Genomic DNA, 11,869 nt, shown 5'->3' with positions numbered 1-11,869 from the left:
ACCGGCGCTCAGCACGGGGTCAGCCGACGAGGTCGGCCGTCTGGCGGGCGATGGCCAGCTCCTCGTTGGTGGGCACCACGGCCACCACCACACGGGAGCCGTCGGGGGAGATGACGCGGGCCCCGGACGAGTCGTCGTCGTTGAGCGAGGCGTCGACGGCGATGCCCAGCTCGCCGAGGCCGTCGGCGACCGCGGCCCGCACCGGCGCACTGTGCTGCCCGATGCCCGCGGTGAAGACGAGGACGTCGGCGCCGCCGAGGATCGCGAGGTAGGCCCCGACGTAGTGCTTGAGCCGGTGGACGAAGACGTCGAACGCGAGCTGCGCGTCGTCGTCGCCGGCCTCGACGCGCTCCACGAGCTCGCGGAAGTCGTTGACACCGCTGAGGCCGAGCACGCCGGACTTCTTGTTGAGCAGCGTGTCGATCTCGTCGAGCGACAGGCCGGCCTCGCGCGCCAGGTAGGCGTGCAGCCCCGGGTCCACGTCACCGGACCGGGTGCCCATGACGAGACCCTGCAGCGGCGTCAGGCCCATCGAGGTCTCGATCGCGCGCCCGCCCCGCACGGCCGACGCCGAGCAGCCGTTGCCGAGGTGGAGGATGACCTGGCGCAGGTCCTCGAGCGGGCGACCCAGGAGCTCGGCCGTGGCTCCGGCGACGAACTGGTGCGACGTGCCGTGGAAGCCGTAGCGGCGGATGGAGTGCTTCGCGGCGAGGTCGCGGGGCACGGCATACGTCGACGCCGCCGCGGGCAGCGACGAGAAGTAGGCGGTGTCGAAGACCGCGACGTGAGGGACGTCGAGGCGCTCGCGGGCCGCCTCGATGCCGATGACCGCGGCCGGGTTGTGCAGTGGCGCAAGGGCGCTCAGGTGTCGGATGCGATCCAGGACGGCGTCGTCGATGACGACGGGCTCGGAGAAGTCGGGACCGCCGTGGACCACCCGGTGGCCGACGGCGCGCAGAGGCACCTCGTCGAGACGGACGCTGTCGGCCCGCAGCTGCGCCCGCATCTGCTCGAGCGCGACGGAGTGGTCGGCGACCTCGCTGCCGGGCTCGCCGATGCGTTCGACGATCCCCGCGGCGCGCACCTCACCCGACTCGGGCACGACGAGCTGGTACTTGAGCGAGGAGGACCCGGCGTTGAGGACGAGGACGGGGCGGTCGGTGGAGGACTGCGTCACGTGGTGCTTCCCTGCTGCTCGGCGGAGACGCCCTGTGCCTGCACGGCGGTGATGGCGACGGTGTTGACGATGTCGTCGACGAGCGCGCCGCGGGAGAGGTCGTTGACGGGCTTGCGCAGCCCCTGCAGCACGGGCCCCACCGCGACGGCGTGCGCGCTGCGCTGGACGGCCTTGTAGGTGTTGTTGCCCGTGTTGAGGTCGGGGAAGACGAAGACGGTGGCGTGACCGGCGACGTCGGAGTCGGGCATCTTGGCCCGGCCGACGACGGGGTCGATGGCCGCGTCGTACTGGATCGGACCGGCGAGCGCGAGCTCCGGTGCGCGCTCGGCCACGAGGGCCGTCGCGGCACGGACCTTCTCGACCTCGGCTCCCGAGCCGCTCGATCCCGTCGAGTAGGAGAGCATCGCGACGCGGGGCTCGATGCCGAACTGCTGGGCGGTCTGCGCCGACGAGATCGCGATGTCGGCGAGCTGTTCGGCCGTCGGGTCGGGGATGACGGCGCAGTCGCCGTAGACGAGCACCCGGTCGGCCAGGCACATGAGGAAGACGCTCGACACCGTCTTGACGCCGTCGGCCGTCTTGACGAACTCGAGGGCCGGCCGGATCGTGTGGGCCGTCGTGTTGACGGCACCGGACACCATGCCGTCGGCGAGGCCGAGATGGACCATCATCGTGCCGAAGTAGGAGATGTCGGTGACGACCTCCCGGGCCCGCTCGACGGTCATGCCCCTGTGGGCGCGCGCGACGGCATACTCCTGCGCGAAGCGCTCGACGAGGCCGGGGTCGGTGGGGGAGACGACCGCGGCGGTGTCGAGGTCGAGCCCGAGCGCCGAGCCGCGCGCCCGCACCTTGGTCTCGTCGCCGAGGAGCGTCAGGTCGGCGACGCCGCGGCGCAGGAGGATGTCGGCCGCCTCGAGGATGCGGTCGTCCTGGCTCTCGGGGAGCACGATGTGCCTGCGGTCCGAGCGCGCCCGCTCCATGAGCTGGAACTCGAACATCAGCGGCGTGCGCACCTCGGAGGCCGACACGTCGATGGCCGCGAGCAGGGCGGCCTGGTCGACGCTCTCGGCGAAGAGGCGGCGCGCGGTCTCGATCTTGTTGCGAGAGCCCTTCGTCATGGGCCCACGCACCTGCATGAGCCTCTCCGCGGTCCGGAAGGTGCCGTCGTCGGTGAGCGCGATGGGCAGGTCCTGCTGCACGCCGGCCGACAGGCGCGCGATGGTCTCGGGGATCGGGTAGCCGCCGGTGAGGATGATGCCGGCCAGGGTCGGGAAGGTGCCCGACTGGTGCGCGAGCATGAGGCCGGGGATGAGGTCGGTGCGGTCGCTCGGGGCGATGACCGTGACGTCCGGGCCGAGCCGCGCGAGCACGTTGGGCAGGCTCATCGCGGCGACGACGAGACCCAGGCTGTCGCGGTCCATCCACGACTCGCTCCCGAGCACGAGCCGCGCCCCGATGGCGTCGGCGAGGGCGCGGAAGCTCGGGGCGGAGAGCAGCGCGTTCTCCGGCATCGCAGCCGTGACGGGGAAGGGGAGCCCGGCGAGGACGGAGCGCACCGCCTCGAGGTCGGCGGGGTCGACACGGTTGGCGACGACGGCCACGGTCTGGGCGTGGTTGGCGCGCAGCTCCGTGATCGCTCCGTCGGCGGCGACCCGGATCTGCTCGGGCGTGCGGTCGCGACCGTGCACGACGAGCACGACGGCGGAGCCGAGGTTGGCAGCGACCCGCGCGTTGAAGGACAGCTCGGTGCCGGTCGAGACGTCGGTGTAGTCCGAACCCAGCACGAGGACGACCTCGAACCTCGCGCTCAGGGCGCCGAACCGCTCGACGATGCGGTGCAGCGCCTCGTCCGGGTCGTCGTGGGCCTGGGCGTAGGTGACGCCGATGGCCTCGTCGTAGGTCTGGTCCACGCCGGGCTGGCTCACGAGCATCTCGACGATGTGGTCGACCTCGTCGTCGGGACCGGTGCCGCCGAGCGTCGTCAGCGGGCGGAAGACGCCGACCGACCCGACCTCGCGCAGCAGCGCGTCGAGCAGGCCGAGGGCCACCGCGGACTTGCCGGTCAGGCCCTCGGGAGAGGCCACGTAGACGCTACGGCTCACGTCACGAACCTACCGGTCCCGCGGGTCGCGGCGTCGCACCTCGATGGTGGGTGGGTGCCGAAGGGACTGCCCAACAACGCAGTAGCGCTCGGTCGCCGTAGCGAGCCGGGCCAGGGTCGCGTCGTCGGCCTCCGTCGAGACCTCGGCGACGACCCGCGGGAGCAGGACCCCGACCGGGGCCGTCCGGTCGACGCCCAGCGTGCCGCGCGCGTCGAACGCTGCCTCGGCGCGCAGCTCGACATCGCGCAGGTCGACGCCGAACGCGACCGAGACGGCGTGCAGCGTCACGCCCGCGCACGCGACGAGCGCCTCCATCAGCATGTCGCCCGAGCAGGCGTCCGAGCCGTCGCCGCCCGCGGCCGGGTGGAGTCCTGCCCGCACGGCACCGGCCGAGGTGCGCACCTCGACGGTGACCGGCTCGCCGAAGACGGCGCTCGCCGACACCGCGTGCACCGCAGCCTCGGGGTCCTCGCGGTAGCGCGCCTTGAGCGGTTCCTGCGCCGCGCGGAGCTCGTCCCTGTTCATCCCGCGTCGCTCAGGTGCTGCTGGGTCATCGCTGGCTCCCGTCGTCCGACTCCTGTCCCGACACCGTATGCCGGGTGGCTGCGCTGCGCTGCGCCCGTGCCGGAGTGCGGCCCCCTCCCGTTCACGCGGTCGTGTGGAGCCCGAGTCGCCGGACGAGACGCACCGCGTCGTGGGGTGCGTGCCCCTTCGCGTCGTTGTCGAAGTAGACGTGGACGTCGTGCCCCTGCTCCATCCAGGCCTCGCACGTCCGGGCCCAGCGGTCGAGGGACTCGTCGGTGTAGCCGCTCGCGTAGAGCTCGGTCTCGCCGTGCAGCCGGACGTAGCGGAAGTCGCTCGTCGCGTCGTCCATGACCGGCCAGCGCCCCGCGCTGTCCGCGATGACCATGGCGACGCCGTGCTCGGCGCACAGGGCCCTCGCCTCGTCCGTGTCGAAGCTGTCGTGCCGCGGCTCGAGGGCGTGGCGCACCGGCACGTCGACCTCGCACGTCGTGAGGAACCGGCCCTCCTTGAGCTTGTCGTCGTGCTTCTCCGCCAGCCGCGCGGCCTCGGCCGTCGACCGGGGCAGGAGCGCGAAGAACCCCGCGACGCGCTCGCGGTCGAAGACGAAGCGCTCCGGCAGCTGCCACAGGACCGGGCCCAGCTGCGGCCCGAGCGCCAGGACCCCGCTCGCGAAGAAGTTCGCGAGGGGCGTCTCCACATCCTTCAGCGCCTTCAGGTGGGTGATGAACCGCCCGCCCTTGACCGCGAGCACGACGTCGGTGGGCACGGCGGCCCGCCACGCGGCATACGAGCTCGGGCGCTGGAGGGAGTAGAACGACCCGTTCACCTCGATCGAGGTCATCCGCTCGGCGGCATACGTCAGCTCGAGGCGCTGGGGGAGGCCCTTGGGGTAGAAGTCGCCGCGCCACGACGGGTAGCGCCAGCCAGAGACGCCGATGCGTGCGTGTGGCATGCCCGCTCCTTACCCGCCCCTCGGCCGCTCTCCTAGATCCAGCGACGTCCCTTGAAGATCCCGTAGAGGCCGACGCTGACGAGACCCATCATGCCGATCGCGTAGAGGTAGCCGAGGCGCCAGTGCAGCTCGGGCATGGCGTCGAAGTTCATCCCGTAGACGGTGCCGATCAGTGTCGGCGCGAAGAGGATCGCCGCCCAGGCCGAGATCTTCTTGACCTCCTCGTTCTGGTCCATGCTCGCCTCGGTGAGGGTCTTCATCTCCTCGTTCTGCTTCTGCGCGACGAGGGTCGCGTTGACAGTGAGGATGTCGCGCAGCAGGTGGCGGAAGCCGTCGACCTGCTCGCGCACCTGGGTGAGGTGGTCCTCGACGTCGCGCAGGTAGCGGCGCAGCTCCTCGTCGGTGCCGTACTTCTCGAAGCCGGCCGACAGGGACTGGATGACGGTGGCCAGCGGACGCACGGCGCGCTCGAACTCGATGACCTCACGGCTCAGCTCGTAGATGCGGCGCGACACGGCCGGGTCGCCGCGGAAGACCTCGGTCTCGATCTCGTCGATGTCGTTGTGCAGTCCGCGGACCACCGGCAGGTAGCCGTCGACGACGCGGTCGAGGATCGCGTAGAGCACCGCCTCGGGGCCGAGGGCGAGCAGCTCGGGGTCGCTCTCGAGGCGCCGGCGGACGGCCGACAGGTCGGGGGCCTCGCTGTGGCGCACGGTGATGACGAAGTCGCGACCGACGAAGAGGTGCACCTCGCCGAACTCGACCTCCTCGGACGCGTCGACGTAGCGAGCCGCTCGCAGCACGACGAAGAGCGTCTCGCCGTAGCGTTCGATCTTCGGCCGCTGGTGCGCGACGATCGCATCCTCGACGGCGAGCTCGTGCAGGTCGAACTCCGCTGCGAGAGCAGCCAGCTCGTCCTGCGTCGGGCGGTAGAGACCGATCCAGGCGACCGACTCGGTCAGCTCGCGGAGGCCCCGGAACGTGTCAGCGAGGGTCTCCGGTGAGGCGGTGCGCCGCCCGTCGACGTAGATGGCGCTGTCGACCACGCTCGCGCCCTGCCGTCGCTCCTGGCGCGACGACGGGGCGGTCGGCTGCGGGCTCGTGCGGCTGGGGTGGGTGGGCGACGGACGGCGCACGCGGCCGGCCAGGGTGCGGATGGGGTTGCGAGGGCGCTCGGACACGACGACTCCCGGGTGGGACGAAGGGGCTGGCGGTCATCACGACGAGAACCGCCGCGAGCCCCTGCGGGAGTCTCGAGCGGTCAGCTCTCGTCGGTCGTATGACTGGGAGGCTCGCCGCACATGGCGCCCACCTCCCTGCCGTCGTCGCGCACGCGACGTGCCTGTCTGCCGTCGCCTCCCGGAGTGTAGACCCGGAGGCCTCGACCAGGAGAGCGAGCGGCTGGCGGGACGCGACAGCCACTGACGATTCCGACCGGCGACGGGCGCCGGTAGTGAAATATTCAAGCGCACCAGGTGAACGCGAGCCAAGTCCTGCCCACGGGGCCTGCCTTGCCCCTAGTGTTCGAAACAGCCCGCTTCGGGCACTCGTCACTGGGAGGGAATCGCATGCACTCTGTCCTGTTGCGCCGGTCCACCGGGATGCTCGCGCTGGTCGCCACGTCGGCGCTCGTCGTCAGCGCCTGCTCGGCGCCGACGAAGAGCTCCGACACCACCACCGCTCCCGGCGGCAAGAGCGCCGCCACCGCAACGTCAGCCGCAGACCTCGGCGGGATGGACGCGCTCGTCACCGCGGCCAAGAAGGAGGGCGCCCTCAACGTCATCGCCCTCCCGCCGGACTGGGCCAACTACGGCGCCATCATCAAGGCGTTCGGCGACAAGTACGGCATCAAGGTCACGAGCGCGCAGCCCGACGCGAGCAGCGCTGACGAGATCACCGCAGCCGACCGGCTCAAGGGCCAGTCGACCGCCCCCGACGTCTTCGACCTCGGTGCCGCCGTCGCCCTGGCCAACACGGCCAAGTACGCGCCCTACAAGGTGGCCACCTTCGCGGACGTGCCCGACTCGTTCAAGGACGCCAACGGTGCCTGGGTCAACGACTACGGCGGCTACATGTCGATCGGCTACGACTCCGCCAAGGTCCCGGCCGTCACCAGCGTCAACGACCTGCTCAAGCCGGAGTTCAAGGGCAAGGTCGCCCTCAACGGTGACCCGACGAAGGCCGGAGCGGCGTTTGCGGGTGTCCAGATGGTCTCGGTCTCGCAGGGTGGCACGGCCGGTGACCTCACCAAGGGTGTCGACTTCTTCAAGAAGCTCAAAGACGCCGGCAACTTCATCCCGGTCGACCCGACGCCGGCCACGATCCAGTCGGGCCAGACCCCGGTCGTCATCGACTGGGACTACCTCAACGGCGCCGCCACCGCGAAGCTGCCGTCGTGGAAGGTTGTCGTCCCCGAGGGGGCGGTCATCGCCGGCTTCTACTACCAGGCGGTCAACAAGGACGCGCCGCACCCGGCGGCCGCCCGTCTGTGGCAGGAGTTCCTCTACTCCGACGAGGGCCAGAACCTCTGGCTCAAGGGCGGTGCGCGTCCGGTCCGCTTCGAGGCCATGCAGAAGGCCGGCACGCTCGATGCTGCGGCCGCTGCCGCCCTGCCCAAGGTGAGTGGGACCCCGGTCGTGCCCACCCAGGCCGACGCGACGTCGGGCAAGGCCTACCTCGCCACGGCGTGGGCGAACGCGGTTGGCTGACACTCCCCGCCGAGGGGCGCTCGCCGGTCGTCGACCGTCGAGCGCCCTCCTCGGCGTCGTCCCCTTCTTCGCCTACGTCACGGTCTTCCTCCTGATCCCGACCCTCGTCGTGGTCGTCGGCGCGTTCATCGCGACCGGTCCGGACGGTCAGGGCGGGCTGAGCCTGGCCAACGTCAGGGCGCTCGCGGAGCCGGCGGTGACCTCGGCCCTGTGGCACTCGCTGGTGCTGTCGGCCGTCACGGCCGTGGGTGGTGCCGTGATCGGAGCCTTCCTCGCGTATGCCGTGTCGACGGCGAACGTGGACGGCGTGCTCCGCCGCTTCACGACCTCCCTGTGCGGGGTGCTGGCGCAGTTCGGCGGGGTCGCCCTGGCGTTCGCGTTCCTCGCGACGTTCGGTGCCACCGGCTACCTCACCAAGCTGCTGACGGCGTGGGGTCTCGACGACACGGGTGGCCTGTGGCTCTACGAGTGGAACAAGGGCTTGATGCTCGTCTACCTCTACTTCCAGATCCCCCTGATGCTCATCGTCTTCCTGCCGGCGGTCGAGGGTCTGCGTCCCCAGTGGCGTGAGGCGGCCGAGACCCTCGGTGGCAGCACGTGGCTCTACTGGCGCAAGGTCGCGGCGCCGATCCTGTTCCCCTCGTTCGTCGGCGCCCTGCTGCTCCTCTTCACCAATGCCTTCAGCGCCTACGCGACGGCGGCCGCGCTTGTCTCGCAAGGCTCCCCGCTCCTCCCGCTCGCCATCGGTGGCACGCTGAACTCCGAGGTGATCCTCGGTCAGGAGAACGTCGGCAAGGCCATGGCGCTGCTCATGGTGGTCGTCGTCGCAGGAGTCATGACGTTGTATGCCGCCATCGACCGCCGCGCGTCACGCTGGCTCGCCCGATGAGCGGGATCAGGGCGACCCGCCGTCGCCGTCAGTCCGCCCTGCGCTGGGTCGTCGTCGCCCTCAGCATGGCGTTCTTCGCAGCCCCCCTCCTGGGGATGCTCGACTTCACGACGAAGGACGCGCAGGGCAACCGGACGAGCGAGACCTGGGCCAAGCTCGTCGACGTGGAGGCGATCTCCCGGGACTACCCCGACCTGGCTGCCGGATTCACCGCGTCGGTCGGGCTGGCAGTGCTCACGGTCGTCGTCATGCTCGTGCTGCTCGTTCCCACGATGACCTGGGTGCGGCTTCGCCTGCCGGGGCTGTCCCGCACCGTCGAGTTCCTCTGCCTGCTGCCCCTCACGGTGCCGGCGATCGTCCTCGTGGTCGGGCTCACCCCCGTCTACTCCTGGGTGACCTACTTCCTCGGCGAGTCGACGATCTGGCTGGGCTTCGCCTACGTCATCCTCGTGCTGCCCTACGCCTTTCGCTCCATCGACGTGGGCCTGCGGGCCATCGACGTCAAGACCCTCTCCGAGGCGGCCCGGTCGCTCGGCGCCGGCTGGGGCCGGGTGATGGCCCGGGTCGTGCTGCCCAACTTGCGCACGGCGGTGCTGTCGGCAGCCTTCCTCGCGGTGGCCCTCACGCTCGGCGAGTTCACCATCGCCAACCTGTTCAGCCGCACCAACCTGCAGGTGGCGATGTTCCTCCTCGGCAAGTCCGACTCGCAGATCAGCGTCGCCGTCGGGTTGGCCGCGCTCGTGTTCGCCTTCCTCGTCCTCTTCGTCCTGTCGTTCGTCGGCGGCCGGCGACCCTCCCGCAAGGAGCCCTCATGAGTCGTGGTGTCGCGGTGCAGCTGACCGAGCTGCGCCGCACCTACTCGGGGGTGAACGCCCTCGACGGCCTCACCCTGCACCTCGAACCCGGGGAGCTCGTCGCCCTCCTCGGGCCGTCAGGCTGCGGCAAGACGACCGCGCTCCGCTGCCTCGCCGGGCTCGAGGACCCCGACTCCGGACGCGTCGAGGTCGGCGGCAAGGACCTGACTCGAGTGTCGACGAACAAGCGCGACATGGGGATGGTCTTCCAGGCCTACAGCCTCTTTCCGCACCTGACGGCGCGGCAGAACGTCGAGTTCGGCCTCCAGCTGCGCAAGCAGGGCAGCGAGCAGCGACGCCGGCGCTCGGCCGAGATGCTCGAGCTCGTCGGTCTCTCGGCCCACGTCGACAAGTACGCCCACCAGATGTCGGGCGGCCAGCAGCAGCGCGTCGCGCTGGCGCGGGCGCTCGCGATCGAGCCGCAGGTGCTCCTGCTCGACGAACCCCTCTCCGCCCTCGATGCCAAGGTCCGGGCCCAGCTGCGCGACGAGATCCGCCGCATCCAGCTCGAGGTCGGGACGACGACCCTCTTCGTGACCCATGACCAGGAGGAGGCGCTGGCGATCGCCGACCGGGTCGGGGTCATGCGCGACGGCCGGCTCCTGCAGCTTGCCGCACCGCAGGAGCTCTACTCGCGGCCGGCCGACGACTTCGTCGCGGACTTCGTGGGCCTGACCAACCGGATCGTCGGCACGTCCCACGGAGCGACCGCCGAGGTGCTCGGCGCGAGCGTCCCACTGCTCCCCGGCTCCGCGAGCGAGGGCCCCGTCACGGTCCTCATCCGGCCGGAGCACCTCAGCGTCACGCAGGAGGGGGAGGGGGCCGCGGTCGTCATCAGCTCGAGTTTCCTCGGCGCCCAGGGTCGGGTGGTCGTCAGCCCCGGTGAGGACCTGAACCAGGTGCTCGTGCAGGTGCCCAGCGCGGTCGTGGCCGACTTCGCACCGGGCGACCGCGTCACGGTGCGGCCCGTGGGGGCCCCGGCTCTCGCCGTCGCACGGGAGTGAGTCGCGGGCGTCTGGGGCTGAGGTCCTCGAGCCCCTGACCTCCTCGGTGCGAACGGTTGCTGTCCCCGAGGGCCCAGGGCCTGCGACGATGTCGGGATGTCGACGCTGCCGCCGAGGGATGCGCTGGGGCCGCCCTCGGATGTCAGGGCACGGACCTACCTGAGCCTCGGTGCGGCCGCGTGGCGCTGGGTCCTCGACCATGTCGAGTGGGACGACGACGGGCCCTGGATCCCGGACTCCGTGGACCCCGCGGGTGGTCCCGCGCTACGCCCGCAGTTCGCGCAGGGGCTGCACAGCGGCGTCTCCGGACTCGTCCACCTCCTCACCGAGATCGGGCTCGCCCGCGCGTGGACCGACGAGGAGACGCAGCTCGTCGACGGCGTCGTCTCGCGCCTGAGCGCCGAGGCCCCCGCCGAGACGGACGCGTCGTACTTCGACGGCCTCGCGAGCTCGGTAGGCGCGCTGATCGCCGCCGAGGCGGGGAGGGCGAGACCATCGGGGCCCTCCGGGGACCTGTCTGTTCCCGTCCCGGACCTGGCCGTCGTGGACACGGCGGTCGACAGGTTGCTCGAGCTGCTCACCCCGGACGGCTGGCCGACCGAGGCCGCGGGGCCTCCGCGCTACACGTCCGACGCGCGGGTTCATGACGCGACGACGGGCACAGCCGGCGTGCTCCTCGCGGCGCTCTGGGCGATGCGTCACGGCGCCCCGGCCGGACGCGAGCTCGCCGACCGGTGCGTCGACGTGCTCATCGCGGAGGCCGAGCCGGTGGCCGACGGCCTGAACTGGTCGATGGTCGCGGACCGCCACCGGCTGGGGCCGCGCCGCGACATGCCGAACTGGTCTCACGGCCTGGCAGGCATTGCGGCGGCGCTGGCCCTCGCCGGCTCCGCCCTGGACCGTCCGGACGTCGTGGAGCAGGCCCGCCGAGGGGCTGAGCACCTCGTCGGGCTGCGCGTGCCGGGCCATCCCGGGCTGGCGCTCCCGCACCTCGTGCCCGCGGCGCCCGAGCTCGGGCTGGAACCACTGTCCTATGGCTGGTGCCACGGTCCGACGGGAACCTCGCTGCTCTTCCTCGCCCTCGACGCGGCGGGCGTCCGCGAGGTGGCCGGGGAGCACCCCCTCAGGTGGCACCGACGGTGCCTGGACGCGGTGCACGCCTCCGGCATACCTCAACGGCTGCGGCCCGGCTTCTGGGACAACGACGGTCGCTGCTGCGGGACGGCGGGAGTCGGCGACACGCTCCTCGACGCCTGGACAAGCCTCGGTGACCCGAGAGACCTTGACCTCGCCATCCGGCTCGGTGACGCGCTCGTCGAGCACGCCATCGTCGAGGGGGACCGCGCGTACTGGCGGTTCGTCGAGCATCGCAACGCCGACCCGCTGCTGCCGCCGGGAGTCGGGTGGATGCAGGGCGTGGCCGGCATCTGCGCCTACCTCCACCGGCTGGGGCGCGTCGTCGACGGCGTTCACGGTGACGGGAGCGAGGGCGGTGCCGGTCGACCGGTGGCGGTCAGCCGGATGGACAACTGGTGGGCGGTGGAGCCGCGTCTGGCACCTGACGTCCAGCGAGACTGACGCCTCGGGGCCGGCGCCCTGGTCGAATTCGTTTCTCGTTCGAACGCCCAGCCATGCACTCTAGGGACGCTGGAACCCGC

Annotated in this window: 10 protein-coding genes; 5 read left to right on the top strand and 5 right to left on the bottom strand. The window is 71.4% G+C overall.

Annotated elements, in window-relative coordinates; genetic code table 11:
- Nucleotides 1-19 precede the first annotated feature (19 nt).
- The 5 genes from ABD831_RS21485 to ABD831_RS21465 form a co-directional block, all read right to left on the bottom strand.
- The gene (locus ABD831_RS21485; RefSeq protein WP_344951909.1) at nt 20-1,177 is read right to left on the bottom strand and encodes an acetate/propionate family kinase; all 1,158 of its coding nucleotides are present in this window, start codon (nt 1,175-1,177) and stop codon (nt 20-22) included.
- The gene (pta, locus tag ABD831_RS21480) at nt 1,174-3,279 is read right to left on the bottom strand and encodes a phosphate acetyltransferase (protein ID WP_344951906.1); all 2,106 of its coding nucleotides are present in this window, start codon (nt 3,277-3,279) and stop codon (nt 1,174-1,176) included. The genes ABD831_RS21485 and pta overlap by 4 nt, the downstream gene beginning before the upstream one ends.
- 9 nt (nt 3,280-3,288) lie before the next feature.
- Entirely contained in the window at nt 3,289-3,804 is a 516-nt protein-coding gene (locus tag ABD831_RS21475; protein ID WP_344951902.1) for an OsmC family protein, read from the bottom strand.
- Between the two features lie 121 nt (nt 3,805-3,925).
- Nucleotides 3,926-4,756: a DUF72 domain-containing protein gene (locus ABD831_RS21470; RefSeq protein WP_344951899.1), complete on the bottom strand. Its 831-nt coding sequence runs from the start codon at nt 4,754-4,756 to the stop codon at nt 3,926-3,928.
- A gap of 32 nt (nt 4,757-4,788) precedes the next feature.
- Nucleotides 4,789-5,937 carry a magnesium and cobalt transport protein CorA gene (locus ABD831_RS21465; RefSeq protein ID WP_425582868.1) on the bottom strand — a complete coding sequence of 383 codons (1,149 nt, stop codon included), beginning with the start codon at nt 5,935-5,937 and terminating at the stop codon, nt 4,789-4,791.
- A gap of 387 nt (nt 5,938-6,324) precedes the next feature.
- Here ABD831_RS21465 and ABD831_RS21460 point away from each other — a divergent pair, with 387 nt between their 5' ends.
- The 5 genes from ABD831_RS21460 (at nt 6,325) to ABD831_RS21440 (ending at nt 11,789) form a co-directional block, all read left to right on the top strand.
- A complete protein-coding gene (locus ABD831_RS21460) occupies nt 6,325-7,464 on the top strand; it encodes an ABC transporter substrate-binding protein (protein WP_142178875.1) in 1,140 nt (379 codons plus the stop codon).
- Complete coding sequence (locus ABD831_RS21455; protein ID WP_344951892.1) at nt 7,457-8,353, top strand: ABC transporter permease; 897 nt, start codon at nt 7,457-7,459, stop codon at nt 8,351-8,353. Before ABD831_RS21460 ends, ABD831_RS21455 begins: the two co-directional genes overlap by 8 nt.
- Complete coding sequence (locus ABD831_RS21450; RefSeq protein ID WP_142178873.1) at nt 8,350-9,168, top strand: ABC transporter permease subunit; 819 nt, start codon at nt 8,350-8,352, stop codon at nt 9,166-9,168. Before ABD831_RS21455 ends, ABD831_RS21450 begins: the two co-directional genes overlap by 4 nt.
- Nucleotides 9,165-10,211 carry an ABC transporter ATP-binding protein gene (locus ABD831_RS21445; RefSeq protein ID WP_344951887.1) on the top strand — a complete coding sequence of 349 codons (1,047 nt, stop codon included), beginning with the start codon at nt 9,165-9,167 and terminating at the stop codon, nt 10,209-10,211. The genes ABD831_RS21450 and ABD831_RS21445 overlap by 4 nt, the downstream gene beginning before the upstream one ends.
- Nucleotides 10,212-10,307: 96 nt before the next feature.
- Nucleotides 10,308-11,789 carry a lanthionine synthetase LanC family protein gene (locus tag ABD831_RS21440; RefSeq protein ID WP_344951884.1) on the top strand — a complete coding sequence of 494 codons (1,482 nt, stop codon included), beginning with the start codon at nt 10,308-10,310 and terminating at the stop codon, nt 11,787-11,789.
- The last annotated feature ends 80 nt before the right edge of the window (nt 11,790-11,869 follow it).

The sequence above is a fragment of the Terrabacter ginsenosidimutans genome (genome assembly GCF_039539425.1).
Lineage (GTDB): Bacteria > Actinomycetota > Actinomycetes > Actinomycetales > Dermatophilaceae > Terrabacter > Terrabacter ginsenosidimutans.
This window is presented reverse-complemented; position numbering and strand designations above follow the sequence as displayed.

Excerpts from the sequence above, each read along its gene's own strand:
- ABD831_RS21475 (WP_344951902.1), bottom strand. The coding sequence starts at position 3,804 with ATGAACAGGGACGAGCTCCGCGCGGCGCAGGAACCGCTCAAGGCGCGC.
- ABD831_RS21460 (WP_142178875.1), top strand. The coding sequence starts at position 6,325 with ATGCACTCTGTCCTGTTGCGCCGGTCCACCGGGATGCTCGCGCTGGTC.
- ABD831_RS21445 (WP_344951887.1), top strand. The coding sequence starts at position 9,165 with ATGAGTCGTGGTGTCGCGGTGCAGCTGACCGAGCTGCGCCGCACCTAC.
- ABD831_RS21440 (WP_344951884.1), top strand. The coding sequence starts at position 10,308 with ATGTCGACGCTGCCGCCGAGGGATGCGCTGGGGCCGCCCTCGGATGTC.
- ABD831_RS21470 (WP_344951899.1), bottom strand. The coding sequence starts at position 4,756 with ATGCCACACGCACGCATCGGCGTCTCTGGCTGGCGCTACCCGTCGTGG.
- ABD831_RS21450 (WP_142178873.1), top strand. The coding sequence starts at position 8,350 with ATGAGCGGGATCAGGGCGACCCGCCGTCGCCGTCAGTCCGCCCTGCGC.